Annotated in this window: 17 protein-coding genes; 6 read left to right on the top strand and 11 right to left on the bottom strand. The window is 65.5% G+C overall.

Annotation, left to right across the window (positions count from 1 at the left end; all coding sequences use genetic code 11):
* From Q0094_RS06385 to Q0094_RS06360, 6 genes are all read right to left on the bottom strand, one after another.
* Positions 1 to 728 (bottom strand): LysM peptidoglycan-binding domain-containing protein (locus Q0094_RS06385; protein ID WP_297616541.1); only part of this gene is annotated, 728 nt, incomplete at its 3' end.
* 165 nt (positions 729 to 893) lie between these two features.
* On the bottom strand, positions 894 to 1,544 hold the full coding sequence (locus Q0094_RS06380) for a protein-L-isoaspartate(D-aspartate) O-methyltransferase (RefSeq protein ID WP_297616538.1): 651 nt from the start codon (positions 1,542 to 1,544) through the stop codon (positions 894 to 896).
* Positions 1,541 to 2,326 carry a 5'/3'-nucleotidase SurE gene (gene surE, locus Q0094_RS06375; protein ID WP_297616558.1) on the bottom strand — a complete coding sequence of 262 codons (786 nt, stop codon included), beginning with the start codon at positions 2,324 to 2,326 and terminating at the stop codon, positions 1,541 to 1,543. Before surE ends, Q0094_RS06380 begins: the two co-directional genes overlap by 4 nt.
* Positions 2,327 to 2,466: 140 nt before the next feature.
* Positions 2,467 to 3,195, bottom strand: a complete 729-nt coding sequence (locus tag Q0094_RS06370) for a hypothetical protein (protein ID WP_297616535.1) — start codon at positions 3,193 to 3,195, stop codon at positions 2,467 to 2,469.
* Positions 3,188 to 4,480, bottom strand: a complete 1,293-nt coding sequence (gene serS, locus Q0094_RS06365; protein ID WP_297616533.1) for a serine--tRNA ligase — start codon at positions 4,478 to 4,480, stop codon at positions 3,188 to 3,190. Before serS ends, Q0094_RS06370 begins: the two co-directional genes overlap by 8 nt.
* 284 nt (positions 4,481 to 4,764) lie before the next feature.
* Complete coding sequence (locus Q0094_RS06360; protein ID WP_297616529.1) at positions 4,765 to 5,994, bottom strand: MFS transporter; 1,230 nt, start codon at positions 5,992 to 5,994, stop codon at positions 4,765 to 4,767.
* Between the two features lie 839 nt (positions 5,995 to 6,833).
* Here Q0094_RS06360 and Q0094_RS06355 point away from each other — a divergent pair.
* The 3 genes from Q0094_RS06355 to Q0094_RS06345 are packed head-to-tail and all read left to right on the top strand — an operon-like array spanning position 6,834 to position 10,264.
* Positions 6,834 to 9,293, top strand: coding sequence for a thiamine pyrophosphate-dependent enzyme (locus Q0094_RS06355; RefSeq protein WP_297616526.1), 2,460 nt, complete (start codon positions 6,834 to 6,836; stop codon positions 9,291 to 9,293).
* A gap of 12 nt (positions 9,294 to 9,305) precedes the next feature.
* A complete protein-coding gene (locus Q0094_RS06350; protein ID WP_297616523.1) occupies positions 9,306 to 9,533 on the top strand; it encodes a lipoyl domain-containing protein in 228 nt (75 codons plus the stop codon).
* Entirely contained in the window at positions 9,530 to 10,264 is a 735-nt protein-coding gene (locus Q0094_RS06345) for an alpha/beta fold hydrolase (RefSeq protein ID WP_297616521.1), read from the top strand. Before Q0094_RS06350 ends, Q0094_RS06345 begins: the two co-directional genes overlap by 4 nt.
* Here Q0094_RS06345 and Q0094_RS06340 read toward each other — a convergent pair.
* From Q0094_RS06340 to Q0094_RS06325, 4 genes are read right to left on the bottom strand one after another with little or no spacing between them, the layout of a single operon-like run.
* Positions 10,217 to 11,182, bottom strand: coding sequence for a sugar-binding transcriptional regulator (locus Q0094_RS06340; protein WP_297616519.1), 966 nt, complete (start codon positions 11,180 to 11,182; stop codon positions 10,217 to 10,219). The genes Q0094_RS06345 and Q0094_RS06340 overlap by 48 nt on opposite strands.
* Before the next feature lie 47 nt (positions 11,183 to 11,229).
* Positions 11,230 to 12,189 carry a carbohydrate kinase gene (locus tag Q0094_RS06335; protein WP_297616517.1) on the bottom strand — a complete coding sequence of 320 codons (960 nt, stop codon included), beginning with the start codon at positions 12,187 to 12,189 and terminating at the stop codon, positions 11,230 to 11,232.
* A gap of 2 nt (positions 12,190 to 12,191) precedes the next feature.
* Positions 12,192 to 13,280, bottom strand: a complete 1,089-nt coding sequence (locus tag Q0094_RS06330; RefSeq protein ID WP_297616515.1) for a DUF4432 family protein — start codon at positions 13,278 to 13,280, stop codon at positions 12,192 to 12,194.
* A gap of 7 nt (positions 13,281 to 13,287) precedes the next feature.
* Entirely contained in the window at positions 13,288 to 14,070 is a 783-nt protein-coding gene (locus tag Q0094_RS06325) for an ATP-binding cassette domain-containing protein (RefSeq protein WP_297616513.1), read from the bottom strand.
* Positions 14,071 to 14,186: 116 nt separating this feature from the next.
* Between Q0094_RS06325 and Q0094_RS06320 the strand changes: the two genes are divergently transcribed.
* Positions 14,187 to 15,125 (top strand): sugar ABC transporter substrate-binding protein, encoded by a 939-nt coding sequence (locus Q0094_RS06320; protein WP_297616511.1) that lies wholly within the window; start codon positions 14,187 to 14,189, stop codon positions 15,123 to 15,125.
* Between the two features lie 69 nt (positions 15,126 to 15,194).
* Positions 15,195 to 16,739: an ABC transporter permease gene (locus tag Q0094_RS06315; protein ID WP_297616508.1), complete on the top strand. Its 1,545-nt coding sequence runs from the start codon at positions 15,195 to 15,197 to the stop codon at positions 16,737 to 16,739.
* Positions 16,740 to 16,888: 149 nt separating this feature from the next.
* Here the strand turns inward: Q0094_RS06315 and Q0094_RS06310 are convergent, their stop codons facing one another.
* Positions 16,889 to 18,358 carry an FGGY family carbohydrate kinase gene (locus Q0094_RS06310; protein WP_297616506.1) on the bottom strand — a complete coding sequence of 490 codons (1,470 nt, stop codon included), beginning with the start codon at positions 18,356 to 18,358 and terminating at the stop codon, positions 16,889 to 16,891.
* A gap of 301 nt (positions 18,359 to 18,659) precedes the next feature.
* Between Q0094_RS06310 and Q0094_RS06305 the strand changes: the two genes are divergently transcribed.
* Positions 18,660 to 19,568: a substrate-binding domain-containing protein gene (locus Q0094_RS06305; protein ID WP_297616504.1), complete on the top strand. Its 909-nt coding sequence runs from the start codon at positions 18,660 to 18,662 to the stop codon at positions 19,566 to 19,568.
* Positions 19,569 to 19,570: the final 2 nt, after the last annotated feature.

Here is a 19,570-nt window from a genome sequence, read left to right as displayed (position 1 = left end):
GCGGGCGTCGGGGTTTGTGGCGGGGGCCGCACGGCTTGTTCGATGGGGGCGGGCAAGGGCGTGGCCGCCGATGGCGGAAGCGGCGCGACGCTGGCACCGGGTGCGGTGGCCGCACTCGGGGCTGTCACGGGCTCAAGCACGATGGGGATGATCAGAAATTGCCCTTCGCGCACCGCAAGATCGGGACCAAGCCCATTCCATTCAGCCAGCGAGCGCACCGAGACATTGTAAAGCCGCGCAACGGAATAGGCGGTTTCACCGCGCCCAACCCGGTGGCGCACCGGCTCTTCGCCGGGTTGGGTGGTGGTGCCGGCGCTGGCCAAGGCATTGGGCTGGCGGGCTTCGGCCGCGGCGATTGCGCTGGAGGCAATGGCGGTAATGTCGCCATCGGGGTTGCCATCGGGGCTGACGCGGCCCGGCACAGCCAGAACCTCGTCAGGCCGCAGCACGTCATTTGCGGTGCGCCCGTTGAAGCGGGCCAATTCCTCGGGCGGCAGGCCGATCCGGTTGGCCACATCGGCCACCGTGTCGCCGCCGCGTGCCACGACCATCTGGTAGCTGCCATAGCTGATCAGCCCATTGGCATTCGGGGCCGGGCGCGGTTCGACCTGACCCGCGCCGCGGGTCGATATCCGGTCAGGCCGGAGATCGAAATCCAGATCCGATCCGACACAGCCCATCAAAAGCGGCAGGCACAGACCAAAGGCAATCAGGGGCGCGCGGGGCATTGCTCGGATGTTCCTCAATAGGCGTGGCGGTGTCGCTGTCGGTCACACGAATGCTGACGCCCCGTGGGTCGGGATCTTGGTGTTGCGTCTATCGTACATCGAAACCGCGTTGGGGATAAAGCCCCGCGGCGGGGAAATGCACAGCGTTTGGGCCTTGGGCGCGCGTCAGTCCCGCGGCAAGCCGTCGACAAGCGGCACGAAGCGGACCGGCATCAATTCGTCGTAATCAAAGCCCGCGCCATCGGCCCGGCGGCTGACCCGGATCAGGCTTTGCACGGCATCCGATTGCCCCACGGGCACCACCATCACCCCACCGGGCTTGAGTTGCTGCAACAAGGGCCCCGGAGGATCCTCGGCGGCGGCGGTCACAAGGATGCGGTCGAAAGGCCCCTGATCGGGCAGACCAAAGGAACCATCGCCGGTCAGCACGGTGATATTGGCCAGCCCCAGTTCGGCCAGACGTGCCTCGGCCTCGCGCGTCAGGGTTCGGTAGCGGTCAATGGTATAGACCCGGCGCGCGAGCACCCCCAGGATCGCGGCCTGATAGCCCGAGCCGGTCCCGATTTCCAGCACGGTGTCGCGCGGCTGCACGCCAAGCGCCTGTGTCATCAGCCCCACGACCGAGGGCTGGCTGATGGTCTGACCCGACGCAATGGGCAGCGGCATGTCCTCATAGGCGCGATCTGCGAAATGCCCCCGCACGAAATGTCCGCGATCGATCCGTTCCATCGCCCCCAGCACGCGGGCGTCGGTCACGCCTTTCTGGCGCAACTGGAACAGGAACTGCATCTTGCGCGTGGCCTCTTCGGGGGTCATTCGAGCGCGGCTCGCAAGCTGTCGAGGCGGTCATGCGCGGTCAGATCGACCCGCATCGGCGTGACCGAGATATAGCCATCCAGATTGGCATGGGCATCCGTGCCGGGTGCTGTCGGCACATCTTGCCGTCCGCCCTTGATCCACAAGAAACGCCGCCCGTTCGGCGCAATCTGCGCTTCGATACCAAAGCGGGTTTCGCGGCGATAGCCTTGGGCAGCGACGCGGATGCCCTTGACCTCGGCGGCGGGCAGGGGCGGGAAATTCACATTGTAAAAGACGCGGTAATCCGTCTGGTCCCAATGGCCATTTTGCAACAGCTTGCGGATCACGCCCGCGCCGTGTTGGGCGGCGGCCTCGAAGCTGTCGCCCAGCGTGATGTTGCGGGGGCCATAGTATTGCGAGAGCGCGATGGCGGGCAGACCTTGCAGCGCGGCCTCCATCGCGCCGCCGATGGTGCCGGAATAGAGCACGTTTTCGGCCGCATTGTTGCCCCGGTTCACCCCCGACAGCACCAGATCGGGCGGGCTGCCGGCCAGCACATCATAAAGCCCCGCCAGCACGCAATCAGCCGGCGAGCCTTCGGCAGCGAAACGGCGCGGCCCAAGCTCGGCGATCATCGTGGGATGGATATACGAGATGCAATGGCCCACGCCCGATTGCTCGAAGGCGGGGGCGACGGTCCAGACCTCGCCCTTGGGCCCCGCGATTTCGGCGGCGATCGCTTCGAGTGCCGTGAGCCCGGGGGCGTTGATGCCGTCGTCATTGGTGAGCAAGATGCGCATGGGGATGTCCGGCAGGGGGGAACGCTGCATGACGGTCTAGCGGCTGGCCCGCGATGCGGCAAGCGCTGAGCGGGGGCTGGCCGTGGTCGGGGGGCGCTGCCCCCGTCCCGTTCCGGCCCATTTGGCAAGCAAAGTCGAAATCAGGCGCGTGCCTGTCGCAGGGCAAGCGCGAGCAGCGTCAGCGCGCCCAGGCCAGCAGCGATGCCAAAGGCGCTGGCACCATTGGCCGCGACCACGCCCGCAAGCGCCCAAGCCACCGCGATCGGATAGGTGGCAATGCGCAGCCGCAGGCTGAAGCCCATCGCAAGCAGCAGTGCAAAAACCAGCATGATCCAGCTGATCGCGATCTCGCTGCCCAGCCCATGGCCGATGGCCACCGTGCCAAGCGCCACGCAGGCGGCGGCGGTCAGCCAGCCCGCATAAAGCCCCACAGGCCATGCGAACCAGACCCTGTCACCGCCGGGCGCATGACGCAGCGCCAAGAGCGCACCGGCCAGCATCAGCCAGATCAGCACAGTCGCCATGACCGGCGCGCTCAAGGCCACCGCAATCCAGGAGGCGCCTATGGCGAGGCTGGCAAAAAGCGCCCAACGCCCGGCATCCCAATCGCGCCCTGTGTCGCGCCGGATCAGCCCAAACCCAGCCGAGGCCAGAAGCCACAGATAGATCACCCCCCAGATCGAAAAGGCATAGCCCGCAGGCTGGATCGGGGGGCGCTCTACCGGGATGGGCATCTGTGCAGGGTCAAAGCCCGTGAAGGGCTGCGCCAGAAAGGGCGACAGGACAAAGGCGATGGTGGCGACAAGCACCAGCACCGCCTTGAGCTTGGCGGTGTCTTGCGGGTCGTCGGGGCGTTCAAGATCAGGCAAGATGTCCCTCGGGGGTGATGCATGTCTTGCCCCCGATATAGGGTTGCAACGCCGCCGGGATAAGGACCGCGCCATCCGCTTGTTGGCCGTTCTCCAGCACAGCGATCAGGCAGCGGCCCACGGCAAGCCCCGACCCGTTCAGCGTGTGCAGGAATTCCGGCTTGCCGCCACCCGTGGGGCGAAAGCGGGCATTCATGCGGCGCGCCTGAAAATCGCCACAGGTCGAGACCGAGCTGATCTCGCGATAGGTGTTCTGGCCCGGCAACCAGGCTTCGATGTCATAGGTGCGCCGCGCGCCAAAGCCCATGTCGCCCGTGCACAGCACGATGGTGCGATAAGGGATCGCGAGGCGTTCGAGGATCCCCTCGGCGCAAGAGAGCATGCGCTTTTGTTCGGCGTCGGACTGGTCGGGATGAGTGATCGACACCATCTCGACCTTTTCGAACTGATGCTGGCGCAGCATGCCGGCCGTGTCGCGGCCCGCCGATCCGGCCTCGGAGCGGAAGCACAGCGAATGGGCGGTGTAGCGTTTGGGCAGATCAGCCTCGTCGAGGATCTCGCCTGCGACGATATTGGTCAGCGACACTTCCGAGGTGGGGATCAGCCACCAGCCATTGGTCGTCTGATAGCTGTCTTCGCCGAATTTGGGCAGCTGGCCGGTGCCAAACATCGTCTCGGACCGGACAAGCACGGGGCCGTTCACCTCGGTCAGGCCGTTCTCGATCGTATGGACATCAAGCATGAATTGCGTCAGCGCGCGGTGCAGGCGGGCCACCGCGCCTTGCATCACCACAAAACGCGCCCCAGACAGTTTCGCCGCCGTCTCGAAATCAAGACCGGGTTTGACACCCGCGATGTCGTAATGTTCGCGCGGGGCGAAATCGAATGCGCGCGGGCTGCCCCAGCGACGGATCTCGATATTGGCGGCCTCGTCCGCGCCATCGGGCACGTCGGCGGCGGGCAGGTTGGGGATGGTGGCAAGCAGGTCGCGCAGCGCGTCATCGCGGGTCTTGGCGTCATCTTCCAGCCGGGCGATGTCGTCTTTCTTTTCGGCCACAAGCGCACGAAGGCGATCAAATTCCGCCTCATTGCCCGCGGCCTTGGCGGCGCCCACGTCCCTTGAGGCGGCGTTGCGCTCGGCCTGTGCCGTTTCGGCGGCCAGGATACAGGCGCGGCGTGCCTCGTCGAGCGACAAGATCGCGGGCGATTGTGGCGGCAGCCCCCGACGCGCGAGGGCGGCGTCGAAGGCGGCCGGGTTGTCGCGGATGGCGCGGATATCGTGCATCTTGGACCTCGGGTCTGGGCGATTTCGGGCAGGGTATGCCAGAGGGGCGGGCGCGGGGAAAGGGGGGCGGAGCAGTCAGGCGCGGCCGGCGTCCAGAGCGATGGGGCCATCGGGGTGATGTCTTGGGCACAGCAGTCTTTGGTCAGCCCGGGCGCGCGATTGCGGCGTACCTTCGCCCTTTGGCCTGAGGGCCGCAAGGGCCATGTTCATGGCCCGGCAAGCCCCGATCCTGTTGCACGCCTGTGCCGATGGGCCCGAGGCTGGCCTTTGGGGTGTGGGGCGGGCTATTCGGTCGCCGTTACAGCCCCGCGGGACGGGCGCGCGGCCCCAAGGCGCGGGTGCAGGCGCCCCGCCACGGCAAAGGCCCACAAAAGCCCCGCCCCTGTGGCCGCAAAGATACCGGGCAGCGGCGCGACCAGCAGCACCAGCCAAGCAAAGCCGGGCGTCAAGATGCCCGAGACATCGCGAAAGCTGGAATAGACCGCGCTCATCTCTGTCCGCTCGGATGGTTTGACCGCCATCAAGAAGGGCAACCCCCCCACAACATCGAGCAGCACAAGAAACACTGCGGCCCCCATGCAGGCCACGACCGTCAGCCACGGCAGGGGCGACACGACCGCCGCCATCAAGAACAGCCCCCCGCACAGCCCAAAGGCCAGCCGCACCGATCGGCGCACCGATGTGCGTCGCGCATGCCGCAGCATAAGGGGCGAGATGAACAAAAGCGCGTTTGACACTGAAAGCGCGATACCCCCGACCTTGTCGCCCAGACCCGCTTCGATGCAGAAGATCGGCAGATAGACGACATAGACCCACCACCCGCAGGACCGCATGACCGCGAACATCCAGCCCGCGATCAGCCGCGGCTGCTGGAAAAAGCGGCCCAGATAGGCCAGCGGGTTCACTGCGGGCCCCTTTGCCCGCTTGATCTGTTTTCCGTTTCCCAACCGCAGGACCCAGAACGTGACCAGAAGCCCCGTCGCAAAGCTACCCGCCAGCAAGAAGGGCGCGGGCGCCCACCAGTCGTACAGCCAGACCCCCGTCATCGGCCCGAGGGCCCAAGGCCCCGCCGCATAGACCATCTGAATGGATTGGGTTCGGCCCAGTTCGGCCCGGTCGATATAGTCAAGGACATAGGCGTTGAAGCACACGAAGGTCGTGGCCGTCGCCGTCGCAAGGCAAATCAGGGCAAAAGGCACCAACGCCGCCGTCCCCGTCACGGCAAGCGCCATCCCCACCAGATACAACACGCACCCCGCCGAATAGGCCAGGCGCCGCGGCAGATACCGCGTGGCCCAAGGCACCATCAGCCCGCATCCCAAGGCCACGATCCCGGCCATGAAATAAGCCGAGGATGTCGCCTCGGCGCTGCCCAGCGCGTCATAGACGACCAGCGGCATGGCCGAGATCAGCGTGCCGCGTACACTCGCTTCGATCCCGGCAAGCAGTGCGAAATGCCGCATCTTGGGGGCGGGGCTATGGCTGAGTTCGAGGGGAATGTAATGGTTGGGCATGGGTTTGCTGCACTTTCGGGCATCAGGCGCCCGAACACTCCTCAAGTCTGGCCCGCCCGCGACAGGTGCATGTCGGGATCATGCGCGCCGACAAGCCGACGGAAGATGCGCCATCGCTGATCGCTTTGCGGCCCTTGACCCATGCCTTGCCCTATCTGCCGTGCGCCGGACGACCTGCCACCCAGCGAAAGATCGGTGGCGCCAAACCGTGAATTGCCGCAGCCTCGTTCGGGATCGAACAATGGACAAGCGCCGTCGCGCCGGGATCTTGACGCTTGCGCAGGCACATCTCGAACGCGCCCGGACGATCCTCGGGGGGCGAGGCACCCCTTCTGAGCCGCCGATGGGTGCGCAAAGGGCAGACAGTTCAACCGCCCGATGCGCCATGCTGGCAAAGCGCGAGAGGTGGGTGGACAGGATCACGACCGAACGCCCCGCTGCATCTGCCATGGCAAATCCCGCGTGCTGGATGAACCTTGCCCCGCAGCGGTTCGGTGTTGGTCAGGTGCCGATGTCATTTGGCCCTGTGCCAAGAGCAACGCGCGATGTTCAGCCGAGGGCCGCGGGCTTTTGGCAACGACAATCGTTGCCGCTGATCGCCCCCGCTCCGCTGTGCTTGCGCAGCAGCCTTTGGTCAGCCCGGGCGCGGGAATGTGCCTGCGCGTCCTTGAAGGTGGCCGTCATCGCCCGGACATGGCGTGCGGGTCTTTCTGAAAACCGGCGCCCGATATTTGTGCCACAGACGCGCGCCGCCCTGTTCCGGAAAACCATTTGACTGGTCGAATTGACAAAAGTTCCCGAAAGATGCATGCCTCGGTCAAGCCATCCGAGAGACTGACATGCCCAAGGAACTGCTTGTTGACCCCTCTGTGTCGCGCGCCAAGACCCGCCTCGAGGGTCTGGATATCCTCGTGCACGCCTATGACACGCCCATCGATGACGAAATCGCGGCGCATGGTGCCGACCGCTTGATCGAAATGCTCCGGCACATGCTGATCATCCGCGAATTCGAGGGGATGCTTGCCGCCTTCAAGGCGCAGGGCATGTACCGCGAGATTGCCTATACCTACAAAGGACCGGCCCATCTTTCCATCGGGCAGGAAGCAGCGGCGGTCGGGTCGGCCTTTGCGCTTGATCCCGACGACCATATCTTCGGGTCGCATCGCAGCCACGGGGAGTTTCTTGCCAAGGGTCTTGCGGCGATCGCCCGGCTGCCCGAGGCGCGTCTGGCCGACATCATGGCCGCCCATGACGGCGGCCGGCTTCGCGATACGGTATCAACCGCCTTGGGGCGCGATGGGCGGGCACTGGCAGAGGATTTTCTGCTGTTCGGCTTTCTCGCCGAGATCTTCATGAAAGCCAACGGCTTCAACGGTGGCATGGGCGGGTCGATGCATGCCTTCTTTCCGCCCTTTGGCTGTTACCCCAACAACGCGATTGTCGGCGCATCGGCCGGGATTGCGACCGGCGCGGCCCTGCGGCGGCGGCTTGTGCGCGATGGTGGCATCACGGTCGCGCATGCCGGCGATGGGGCCACAGGATGCGGCCCGGTGTGGGAGGCGATGAACTTTGCCGCCATGGGTCAATATGGCCGGCTCTGGCAGGATGGGGGCGGTCGCGGGCTTCCGGTCCTGTTCTTCTTTACCAACAACTTCTATGCCATGGGCGGCCAGACCTCGGGCGAGACGATGGCCTGGGACCGCCTGTCGCGCATTGGCGCCGGCATCTCGCCCACGGGTCTGCATGCCGAAACCGTGGATGGGGCAAACCCGCTGGCCGTCGCCGAGGCGGTCGCCCGCAAGCGGCGGTTGCTGGTGACGGGCGATGGCCCCGCACTTCTCGATGTGGAGTGTTATCGCCTTTGCGGGCATTCGACGACAGATGCCAACGCCTATCGCACCCGCGAAGAGATCAAGCTTTGGGAAGACATCGACCCGATCCGCCGCTTTGCCGAAACCCTTGAGGCAGCGGGCGTGCTTGCCCCCCAACAGGGCGAAGCCATGCGCCAGGACGTGGCCCGGCGGATCGCGGCCGTCACCCGCGCGGTCGTCGATCCAAGGCACGCACCACCCGTCGATGTCGCCGCAGACCCGACACGGATCGGTCGGCTCATGTTTTCCAATCGCCACACGACCCTGCCCACCGACCGGGCGCCGGGCGTCGGGGACCCGGCCGCCTCGGCCGCGCTGCGCGGTCTGGCCCGCAAGGCGCGCTCGGGCCTGACCGAGGCCGGCGAAGAGATGCCCCCCTTGCGCGCCATCACCTTGCGCGATGGGCTGGCCGAGGCGATCTTGCACCACATGACCCATGATGAGCGCCTTGTCGCATGGGGCGAAGAGTGCCGCGAATGGGGTGGGGCCTTTGGGGTCTATCGGGGTTTTTCCGACATCTTGCCGCATCACCGCCTGTTCAATTCCCCGATTTCCGAGGCCGCGATCGTGGCTGCGGCGGTGGGCCATGCGATGGAAGGCGGCCGTTCGCTTGTTGAACTGATGTATGCCGATTTCATCGGCCGTGCCGGTGACGAGATTTTCAACCAGATGGCCAAATGGCAGGCCATGTCGGGCGGTCAGATGTCGCTTCCGGTCGTGCTGCGCGCGTCGATCGGTTCCAAATACGGTGCCCAGCACTCGCAAGACTGGACCGGGCTGATCACCCATATTCCGGGCCTCAAGGTCGTCTACCCGGCGACGCCCTATGATGCGAAGGGTCTGATGGCCACGGCACTTGCCTCCGAAGACCCGGTTGTGGTTTTCGAAAGCCAGCGGCTTTACGACAAGGTCGAGACATTTCGGCCCGACGGCGTGCCAGTGGATCCCTACCGCATCGCCTTTGGCACGCCCGAGGTGAAGCGTGCGGGGCGCGATGTCACCATTCTGACCATCGGTCCGGCGCTATACCCCGCGCTGGCCGCAGCGGCCGAGCTGTCGGTCGCAGGCATCGAGGTCGAGGTGATCGACGCCCGCACCCTTGTTCCCTTTGACTATCAGCCCGTGCTTGACAGCGTGGCGCGGACGGGCCGCTTTGCGATCGTGACCGAAGCCTCGGAACGCGGCAGCTTTGCGCAGACGGCGGCGGCCACCGTCGCCCGGCATGGCTTTGCCCATCTTGTCGCGCCACCGCGCGTGATCGGCGCGCCCAACTGGATCGTTCCCGGCGCCGACATGGAAACCACCTATTTCCCGCAGGCCATCGACATCGTCGATGCGGTGATGGCCGATTTCTTCCCCGACCACCGCGCCAACAGGCGGGGTGTGCGGGATTGGGATGAACTTGCGCTGGCCCGCGTCGGCCTTTGACGGAGCAATGACATGACCCTTCTGCCTGTCCCGCAACTTGGCAATGAAATCACCGAGGCCGAAGTCAGTGAATGGTTCAGGCCCGATGGCGCAGAGGTCGTGCAAGGCGAGCCTGTGGTCTCGATCAGCACCACCAAGATGGCCATCGACCTTGAGGCTCCGGCGTCGGGCAAGCTGCGCATCTTGATCGCGGAAGGTGACATCGCCGAGGTCGGCACTGTCCTGGCCCGGATCGAATGACCCTTTCGCCCGCTGTGCTGCACCGTTTGGGTGGCGAAGGGCCGCCCGTGCTGTTTGTGCATGGTTTTGGCGCCGACCGCTTCGGCTGGGCCGCCAATGCCCATGCGTTGATCGGCACAAGAACCGTCTGGGCGGTGGATTTGCCGGGCCACGGCGGCGCGGGCAACGCCGTCGGTGATGGCAGCGCGGCCGCACTTGCCACGGCGCTCGCGGGGGTTGCGGGCGAACTGGGCGGGGGCCTTGCCGTCATCGGTCATTCGCTGGGTGGCGCGGTGGCATTGCATCTGGCGCGGCTGATGCCCGAGCGGATCACGGCACTGGTGCTGATAGCCCCCGCAGCGGTCGGGCCGCCGGGGGTATCGGGGTTTCAAGACAGGTTCCCCGCGATCGGCTCTGCCGCTGACGCCGCCGAGGTGCTGGGGTGTCTTGCGGAACGGCCCGCGGTCGTCGCGCCGATGATCGCGCATGTGCTGTCTTCGCTCGATGTGCCGGGCCGACGCGCCGCGCTGCGCACTGTGGCACAGGCGCTTGGCCACGCGGCACTGGAACAAGCGCCGCCCGTCGCGCCCGTCACCGTCATCTGGGGCGAGGCGGATCGTGTGCTTCCCTGTCCGCAGGGCGCTGTGCTGGGTGTGCACCCCCATGTGATCCCCGCCACGGGGCATTTGCCCCATATCGAAAGGTCAGGGGCGGTCAATCGCCTGATCCGCGGCGCGCTCGCCATCGATTAGGGCGCGTGCTGCCGCCTCGTCGGTGATCAGCGTGTGGCAGCCGATGCGCGCTATGGTGGCGCGGATCGCCGCCGCCCGTCGCGCCCCGCCCGAGGCCAGCACGACGTGCCCGGCCCCGGCAACCACATCGAGCCCCACGGACATCACCCGCTGCTGCACGGGATGATCCACGCTTTTGCCCGTGGCATCGAGAAAATGGCACATCGTGTCACAGACCGCACCGGCCGCAACCAACCCGCGATAATCCTCGGCCGACAAGAAACCCTGGCTCAACGATGTGCCGGTGGTTCCGATGTCGCCGCAACTGATCACCGCCATGTCCATGCCGCGCGCCACGTCGGCGATGCGCGACAGGCCACATGCCTCGAGAAGTTGGCGCTTTGTCTCGGCGCTGTCGACGATCAGCGGCGCGGGAAACAAAAGACACTCCCCCCCCAACGCGCCCGCCAGACGCCAGGCGAAATCGATGGGGTTCAGCCCCTTGGTCTCGATCACCCCACCCAAAAGCGACACCACCCGCACCCCGTCAAGCCGTGGTGGCCGCAACGCCATGAGCGAGGCATCAAGCGTCCGGCCCCAGCCGACGCCAACGGTCATTGCTTCGGTGATGCGGTGCGACAAGAACCGGCCCAAGGCCGATCCCACATCGCGCGCCGTCTGATCCGGGTTTCCCTCTCCGGGCACCACGATCGCCCGATCCAGCCCGAATTGTTCCTCCAGCGCCATGGCAAGATCCGACAGCTCGCCGGGGGGCGTGTCGATCCAGATTTGAACCTCCGCCCTGCGGCGCGCCTCCTCCAGCAAGCGGATCACGCTGGATCGGCTGATGCCCAGCCGGTCAGCGATGTCTTTTTGCGTCATGCCCCGGTTGTAATAGAACCACGCCGCGCGCAGCCTTAGCGCGCCGTCATCGGTCATCGTCGTCTGCGGTGGGCGCGGCAGTCGGGCCAGTTTGACGGTCTCCTTCAGGTGGTCGTTGCCCGCGCTTGCAGAAAGGCGGCGACAGCCTCGGGCGTGGGCGGCGCGCAGCCAGAGGCCATGCAGTTGAGCGATGCGGCCGCGACCGCGTGGGTGAGCATGGCGACAAGCCCCTCTGCCGAAAGCGCGCCAAGCGCCCCCGACTGCGTATGCCCGCCCAGGGCAAGCTGTGCAAGCAAGCTGCCCATCAAGGTGTCGCCCGCGCCCACCGTGTCCACGACGGCGACGCGAAAGCCCGGCACCGTGACATGGGCGTGGGCGGTCCATGCCTCGGCCCCCTCTGCGCCCTTGGTCACAACGACAAGCCCCGCCCCTTGTGCGATCAGGTTGGCGGCAAAGTGTGCAGGCGTGGTGTCGGGTGCCAATGCGGCAAGATCCTCGACGCTCAGGCGCACGATGTCGGCCACGGCAAGGATGCGCGCGATCCGCTGCCGCCAGACCGCAAGCTCAGGCGTCATGCCCGGCCGCGCATTGGGGTCGATCGCGATCATCGCGCGCCCCGCGATGGTCTCGGCGAAGGCGGCGATGCGATCGGCGCCCGGCAGGTCAATAAGCGAGATCGACCCGAATTCGACCACATCCCCCGGTGCGGGCGCAAAGGCGGCAGGGTCGGGCGCAATCATCCGCGTGGCTGTGCCCTCGTTGAAAAAGGCATAGCGCGGCTCGCCTGCCTGCAGGTCGACAAAGGCCAGGGTCGTCGGCGCGGTCAGGCGCGGGGCCTGACGGGTGTCGATGCCATATCGGGCAAGCTCTGCGGCCAGCATTTCGCCGAAAAGATCCGTGGACAATGCGCCCAGAAACCCGACCTCGGCCCCGGACAGCGCGGCCGCCTTGGCCGCGTTGAACGGCGAGCCGCCGCAGCGCGGCGCATAGGCGTGACCCCCGTCAGGTGCCAAAACCGGCACGAAATCGATGAGCGCCTCGCCCATGCACCACAGCTTTGCCATTCTCAGGCCCGTCCGGCCAAGCGGTCGATCTGAGCGCCGAACGCGCTGGCCGCGGGCGCATCGAGCGCACCCATCCGCATCTGCGCCCGCCAGTGACCTTGTGGCGGCACCGTCACGATGCGCCCCGCCTCCGCTTCGACCGCGTAGCCCTCCACGCCTGCGGTCGCCGGCATCGCCATGCCAAGCCCCTGCTGGTCAGCCGTCCGGCAGATCCAGCGCATGGCCAGCGGCAGCGTGCGCGCATCATAGCTGATGAAATCGGCATGACCTTCGGGATGGACCTGCATCGCGTGGCTCCAGCCCTCGGCATCGGGGATCATGCGCAAGGTGAACACCGCCTCGGGATCAAACGGAAGGGCGGGATCAAGAACGTGGTGGCGGACAGGATCTTGGGCAAGCTCGGCCAGAAAGGCGGCATAGCCCGGGCCGGCCTTGATATGGGGCGGGATCGACCGTCGCACGGCCACATCCTCGGGGGTGTAGTGCGCCGCATAGACGAGGCGCCCATAATCCACGGCCCGGAAATTGGCATGTCCAAGATACATCAGTTCCAGCGGGTGCGCGGCGCGCTTGTTGACCACATCCAGCGTGATCTCGATCTGGGTGGCATCCGCCGCAAGGCTGACCTCGGCGGTGGCCTCGTAATGCACGGTGAAGGCGATCCGGTGCCGAAAGCGCCCCCTGACGGCGATCCGCCCCGCGGCTTCGTCGATCACCAGCTCGGCTGTTTCGAACTGCCCCAATGGCAATTCGCCGTGCAGCGGATGCAGATCATCGGCTGACGGTGGCCCGATCCGCGTGACGCCGCAGTGGATGAAGAACGCGCCATAGGTCGACAGATAATGGTCCGTCGCCACGGGCGTGTCGAACATCGATGTCATGGCAAGCTCCCGCCCGTCAAAGGCGGCGCGCCACACTTGCTGGCCTTGGAACGGCAGGACCACGATGTCGGCCCGTGGTGTCAGCAGCCGCAGGGCCGCAACGCCCGACGCATAGCGAAAGACCTCGGCGCGCATGCCGCCCGATACCGCGACCTCACGGGTGCCGTGATCGGGAAAATCCGAAGACAAAAGGGGAATGATGACCGCCATGATGACCTCAAATATAACTGGCGTCGGCATGGACGCCCTGATCGATCCCGGTGATGAGCGACACGACCGCATTGCCATCGGTCGTCTTTGCGTCGAGCGAGCCCACGATCCGCCCGCGCCGGAACACCACGATCCGGTCCACCAGCTTGAACACTTGCCTGAGGTTGTGGGAGATCAGGATCACTGGAATCCCCTGTTCTTTCAGGCCTTTGATGATTGTCTCGACCCGCGTCGTTTCCTGAATGCCAAGGGCTGCGGTGGGTTCGTCCATGATGATGAGCTTGGCGCCCCATCCCGCGGCCCGGCTGATCGCGACGCACTGGCGCTGGCCGCCGGACATGCTCATCAGGGGTTGGGTCAGGTCGGGTATCTTGATGCCCGTGCGTTCCAGCACGCGCTCTGCCTCGCGCCGCATCTTGCGTTTGTTGAGCCACGACAGCGGCCCAAGGCGAAAGTAATAGGCTTCACGCCCCAGAAAGATGTTCGATGGCACGTCCAGATGATCGGCAAGCGCAAGGTTTTGATACACCGTCTCGATCCCGTGGTTGCGCGAATCGATGGGCGCGCGGAACTGCACATCCTGGCCTTCGAACAGGATCGACCCCGAGGTCGGCCGCTCCACGCCGGTGATGTTGCGCACGAAGGTCGACTTTCCCGCGCCGTTGTCGCCGACGATGGCGACATGCTCGCCGCGGCGAATCGTGAAATCCGCCCCGGTCAGCGCCTCGACCCCGCCATAATGCTTGGTCAGGCCCCGCGTCTCGAGAACGACGCCTTCGTCAGTTGCCATGTTCTCCCCCCGCGCCCTGTCGGGCCTCGTCCCCGGCTTGACAGGCGCGGGGCAGTTGGTGTTGCTTGAAATATTATTGAATGCAATCGACAAAAGTGTCAAACGGGAGGAACAAGATGCTCAAGTCTCGTCTAGCGGCCGCGACCGCCATCGCACTGGCTCTGGCGGTGGGCACAGCCCATGCGCAAGACATCACCATCGGCTACATCACGAAATCGGCCACGAATGCGGGCTGGATGATGATCAACCAGGGCGCACGCGACGCGGCCGCCGAAGAAGGTGTGAACATCGTCGAGGTGGGCCCCGCCTTTGCCGATGACCTGACCAGCCAACTCGAGGTTTTCGAGAACATGGTGTCACAAGGGATCGACGCCATCGGCATCGCACCGGCCGACAGCGCGGGCATTGCGCCGGCGGTCAATGATGCGCTTGCAGCGGGCATTCCGATCATCGCCATCGACACCGGCGTTTCCGGGGCCGAAGTCACGTCTTTCGTGGCGACCGACAACCTTGCCGTGGCAAAGGTGCAAGGCGCGGTGGCGGCGACGCTGATCGAAGATGGCGACATGATCATCTACGTCACCGGCAGCCAGGCACAGTCCACGGGTCAGGATCGGCGCAACGGGTTCTTGGCGGGCTTCACCGCCGCGCGTCCGAATTCTCAGGTTCTCGAGGTTCCGACCGAGTGGAATTCCGAACAGGCTCAGGTCGGGGTTGAGGCGCTTTTGAACCAGAACAGCGACGTGAAGATGATCGTCCACGCATGGGATGGTGGCACGATGGCCTCTGTCGCGGCCCTGACAAACCTTGGATACGGTCCGGGCGACGTGAAGCTTGTGGGCTTTGACGGTGCCTCCGATGCCATCGCCGCGATGGATCAGGGCTGGGTTCATGCCAATACGGCTCAGATGCTCTATCAGATGGGCTATCAGGGCATCCGGGCCGCGGCCGCTGCGGCGCGGGGCGAACCGGTCGCCGCGCGGATCGACACGGGCTTTTTCCTGGTCACGCCTGCGACCTCTGGCGTCTACAAGCAGATGGTCGGCATCCAGTAATCCGCGACCACACGGCATCGGGGCCGGCCCTGTCGGGGCCGGCCCTTCGCGCATCACGGAGAACGAGCCATGGCCGACATCACCGGCGCAGAAGGCCAGCAAACGCACCCCGCCATGCGCTGGGCCCGGGATATCCTTTTGCGCTTTTTGCGGGCGGAATGGTCGGGCGCGCTGATCGCCATTGTCGTTCTTGCCATCGCGATCGAGATGGTGACCGACGGGCGCCCCTTTTTCCACCCGACCAACATCATGACGATCCTCAACAATTCGGCTGCTCTGGGCATTGTTGCGGGTGGCATGACGCTTGTCATCCTGACGGCCGGAATCGACCTTTCGGTTGGATCGGTCATGGGCATGACGGCCGCGTTGATGGGATATCTGGTCAGCTACCTCGGCGTCGATCCGTTGCTGGCCATCGCCATGGGCATCGCATGCGGGATGGGGGTGGGTTTCATCCACGGCGGGCTGGTCGCATGGTTCGGCATGCCGGCATTCATTGTCACCCTTGCGGGGCTTTCGGTGTGGCGTGGCACCGGCCATCTTGCAACCGGGGCGCAGGCGACACCGCAACTGCCGTCGACCTTTGACACATTCGGCCGCTGGAACCCGTTCGAGCCACTGCGCAGCGCCTATCAGGCGGGTGAATTGTCGGCCTTCTGGCAGCCCATGGGCGCCTTTGTCGATGACAACTGGGTCAACTTCTTTCGCACCTTTCAGATGAGCGCCCTGTTGTTTGTGGGCTTTTTCATCCTTCTGGCACTCATCACATCGAATACGCGCTTTGGCCGCTATGTCTATGCCATCGGCTCGAATCCTTCGGGTGCGCGGCAGGCGGGCATCCCCACCACGCGCTACATCGTCATGGTGTACATGGTCGCGTCGGTTTGTGCGGTTCTGGGGGCGCTGCTGTTTCTGGGGCGCGCGCCTTATGCCAAATCGGACTATGGGCTGATGTGGGAGCTTGAGGCGATCGCGGCCGTGGTGATCGGCGGCACCTCGCTTTTCGGCGGCCGTGGTTCGGTCTGGGGCACGTTCATGGGTGTGATCTTGCTCAAGCTGATCAACAACGGCCTGACCCTGGCCCAGCTCAACACCTTTTGGCAGATGGTGGTCACGGGGATCATCATCGTGCTTGCCGTCGCACTCGACATCGTGCGCCAGTCGCGCGACCCCATGCTGGTCAAGCGGTTCCTCGCCGCCCTTGCGGCCGCGATGACCTTTTTGACGCTGATGACACCCGCCAGCCTGTGGGTGCGCGCGACCATCGCCTTGATGGAACACAACGCGATGCAGGAGCTTCAGGCGACAGGCGCGACCCTGGCACCGCCGCAGGCGCAGCGTGTGATGAACCCGACCGCTGTGGAAGCGGCGCTGGCGGCACAAGCCGATGCCGGTTTGCCCTCGGCTGCGCTGATGGTGGTCTTGCTCGTGGCCCTTGCCGCGGTCGCGCGGCCCGACCACCGCGTGACGATCGCGGCACTCATGGCGCTGGGGGCTGGGCTCGCGGTCGTGCTGACGGCGGGCTATGCCACGGCGGCGCCCCTTGTGATGCTTGGGGCTGTCGCGCTGATCGCACAGGCCCTTGTCAAGCCGCTGGGCCGGCAGGCCCGCTAGAACCCATGGCTCTGCTGCCTGCGGTGTTGGGCCTGCCTGAGCGCCTGTGCGCGACCCCGACAGTGGCACAGGCGGCATGAACCGGGCCAAAAACCACGCGCAGCAGGGCGTCTTGAACCCGTTCGGTCAGACCCAACCGCCCGGGATTGTCAGTGTTGCGCCAGCAATGCGGCGCTGATGGGGGCTGTGGCCGCGTAGAGCTCACGAAACCGGGCAAAACGGGCCTCAGCACAAGATGCAAGGTCTTGATCGGGCTCAAAGACCTGTTCGACAGGCACAAGGTCTCGGGTTGTGGCCGCGAGGTCAAGAAAGCTGCCCGATGCCACGGCGCCCATGGCAAGTGCGCCCACTGCACCGGCATCGGCCACAGCCACGCGCGCAATCGGCCGCCCCAAGGCATTGGCCCTGATCTGGCACCATGCATCCGACCGCGACCCGCCCCCGCCATGGCGCAACACGGGCGCGACATGCGCACCCGAGCGTTCGACCGCTTCCAGCGCAAGACGTGCGGAAAAGGCCACGCCTTCCAACACCGCCGCAACAAGTTCGGCGGGTCCATCGGCCCCCGACAGCCCGGCGAAAGCGGCGCGTGAGGTCGCGGTCCAAAGCGGTGCGCGCTCGCCGTCGAGATGGGGCAAGAATAGCGGGCTGTCGCCCCTGATCCGGGTTTGTGCGGCCAGAGTGTCGAGTTGCGCGTGATCCAGCCCCAGCATCCGTGCAATCCAGTCGCGGGCGGCTCCGCCCGATTGGGTTGGTCCCGCATGCAGCGTGATGCCACGCCATTCCGGAAAGACGATGATCCCGGGCTCTGCGGTCCGCTTGGCCGAGATCAGCCCAAGGACCTCACTCGTGCCGGAAAGATACATGGCCTGCCCTTCATTGGCGACACCCAGCCCGATCATGGCCGCCCATGCGTCCATCGTGCCCGTGGCAATCGGCACGCCCCGAAAGGGGCCATCGCGGAGCGCGCCCGTGACGCAAAGCGGGTCGAGAAGCGGCGGCAAAACTTCGGCCGCGCGGGGGATGAGCGACAGCATCGTCTGCGCATACCGCAGATCGGTCCCCGCCAAGCCAATTGCGGAAAGCGGGTCAGACGCGACCGCACCCGTCAGTTGGGCGATCACCCAATCCTTGGGCAAAAGCACATGCCGCGTTGCAGCCCAGATTTCAGGCGCGGTCTGTGCCATCCACGCCATGCGGGCGAGGGCGTGGCTTGCATCAACGGGAATAGGGGCCCCCAACGCCTGAATGCGTTCTGCAAGGGTCAGACGACCGTCAATGTCACGCGCCACTTGCCCCGGTCTTGTGTCCTGCCACGTCAGGGCGGGTGCCAAGGCCGCCATGCTGGCATCGCAAAACACATGCGTGTTGACCTGTGAGGTGATCCCGATGCCCGAGACATCGCGCGCGCGCGGATGACGGGCAAACTGCGCCAGAGCAGCGCCCACATGCATGAGCCAAGTTGCCGGGTCCTGTTCGGCCATGCCGGGCATGCTGCGGCGCGTCGGGTGGGCCGCGCTATAGGAAGCAAGGCTGCGGCCCTCTTGGGTCAGCATAACCGCCTTGACTGACGTGGTGCCAATGTCGAGTCCGATCAGAACCTGTGAACCATGGGGCATTTCGATGGCTGTCCTTGGCAGTTTCGGGGCGCCGTCGGATCGTGGGGCGCGCGCTCAGGTCTGACAAGGGGTGATAGGGTGCCACCGCGTCATCGCGGGGTGCATGGGCGCGGCGACTTCTGGCTGGCCCGTGCAACGCAACATGGGGTCATCGGTCGGACCGTCCGGGCCGTCTGGTCCAGACGCTTGGAAAAATCTTTGCATGGCCTGTGCAGCAGTCTCATCATGCCATGGACCTTTGCGAAACTTCACGCCAATACTTTGGGCCTGATCAAGACCGCGACGCGAGGAGGCAGCGCAAATGATACGGATGACGGCTTGTGCGATGGTCACTTTAACTTTGGGCAGCGTAAGTGCCATGGCGCAGGATGTGGCGGTGATCACCCCCTATCTTGCGCAACCTGGAACGCAATTCTACGTGGATGGTTTCACCGCCCGGGCGCAAGAGCTGGGCTGGAATGTGAATGTCATCGATACCGCCGGCGATGTGGCGGCTGTGATCAGCCGGATCGAGGATATGGTGACCCAAGGGGTCGATGCCATCGTGATCAACGTCGACCCGGCACAGGTGGGCGCGGGGCTGCAAGCGGCGGCGGATGCGGGCATTCCCGTGGTCGGGATGGATGCCGGCAGCGATCCGCTTGTTGCGGCCAACATCACATCGAACGGCTATGCGATGGCCGCAGAGACGGCGGTTTATGTCGCCAATCGCATCGGCGGTCAGGGGAATGTGGTGATGTTCACCTTCGACCCGTTCCCGCCCGTTCAGGTGCGTGGTGTCATCGCGGATGCGGTGTTCGCCAACTTTCCCGACATCACGGTGTTGGACCGCATAACGCCCGATGTCAGCGATGGCGGCATCGCCGGCAGCCGCGCGGCGATGGAGGCTCTTCTGGCTGCAAACCCGGCACCGGGCAGCATCGCCGCGGTTTGGGCGGCATGGGATCAGCCAGCGCTCGGGGCGCTTCAGGCAATCGAAGCGGCAGGGCGCGCCAATGAGGGCATCGTGATCACGGGGATTGACGCAAACCCGCAAGCCCGGGATGCGATCGCCCAGGGTGGCAATTTCGAGGCATCCGTTGCGCAGGATTTCGTCGGCATCGGCACCACGGCCGCCGATACGGTTGCCCGGCTTCTGGCAGGCGAGCCCGTGGTTCAGCGGGTGATCTATGTGCCCACCCGCCTTGTCACCATCGCAAACGCAGAGTGACC

The organism is uncultured Roseicyclus sp., from assembly GCF_937892565.1.
In the GTDB taxonomy this organism is placed as follows: domain Bacteria; phylum Pseudomonadota; class Alphaproteobacteria; order Rhodobacterales; family Rhodobacteraceae; genus Roseicyclus.
This window is presented reverse-complemented; position numbering and strand designations above follow the sequence as displayed.

Excerpts from the sequence above, each read along its gene's own strand:
- Q0094_RS06380 (WP_297616538.1), bottom strand. The coding sequence starts at position 1,544 with ATGACCCCCGAAGAGGCCACGCGCAAGATGCAGTTCCTGTTCCAGTTG.
- surE (WP_297616558.1), bottom strand. The coding sequence starts at position 2,326 with ATGCGCATCTTGCTCACCAATGACGACGGCATCAACGCCCCCGGGCTC.
- serS (WP_297616533.1), bottom strand. The coding sequence starts at position 4,480 with ATGCACGATATCCGCGCCATCCGCGACAACCCGGCCGCCTTCGACGCC.
- Q0094_RS06360 (WP_297616529.1), bottom strand. The coding sequence starts at position 5,994 with ATGCCCAACCATTACATTCCCCTCGAACTCAGCCATAGCCCCGCCCCC.
- Q0094_RS06355 (WP_297616526.1), top strand. The coding sequence starts at position 6,834 with ATGCCCAAGGAACTGCTTGTTGACCCCTCTGTGTCGCGCGCCAAGACC.
- Q0094_RS06350 (WP_297616523.1), top strand. The coding sequence starts at position 9,306 with ATGACCCTTCTGCCTGTCCCGCAACTTGGCAATGAAATCACCGAGGCC.
- Q0094_RS06345 (WP_297616521.1), top strand. The coding sequence starts at position 9,530 with ATGACCCTTTCGCCCGCTGTGCTGCACCGTTTGGGTGGCGAAGGGCCG.
- Q0094_RS06340 (WP_297616519.1), bottom strand. The coding sequence starts at position 11,182 with ATGACCGATGACGGCGCGCTAAGGCTGCGCGCGGCGTGGTTCTATTAC.
- Q0094_RS06335 (WP_297616517.1), bottom strand. The coding sequence starts at position 12,189 with ATGGCAAAGCTGTGGTGCATGGGCGAGGCGCTCATCGATTTCGTGCCG.
- Q0094_RS06330 (WP_297616515.1), bottom strand. The coding sequence starts at position 13,280 with ATGGCGGTCATCATTCCCCTTTTGTCTTCGGATTTTCCCGATCACGGC.
- Q0094_RS06325 (WP_297616513.1), bottom strand. The coding sequence starts at position 14,070 with ATGGCAACTGACGAAGGCGTCGTTCTCGAGACGCGGGGCCTGACCAAG.
- Q0094_RS06320 (WP_297616511.1), top strand. The coding sequence starts at position 14,187 with ATGCTCAAGTCTCGTCTAGCGGCCGCGACCGCCATCGCACTGGCTCTG.
- Q0094_RS06315 (WP_297616508.1), top strand. The coding sequence starts at position 15,195 with ATGGCCGACATCACCGGCGCAGAAGGCCAGCAAACGCACCCCGCCATG.
- Q0094_RS06310 (WP_297616506.1), bottom strand. The coding sequence starts at position 18,358 with ATGCCCCATGGTTCACAGGTTCTGATCGGACTCGACATTGGCACCACG.
- Q0094_RS06305 (WP_297616504.1), top strand. The coding sequence starts at position 18,660 with ATGATACGGATGACGGCTTGTGCGATGGTCACTTTAACTTTGGGCAGC.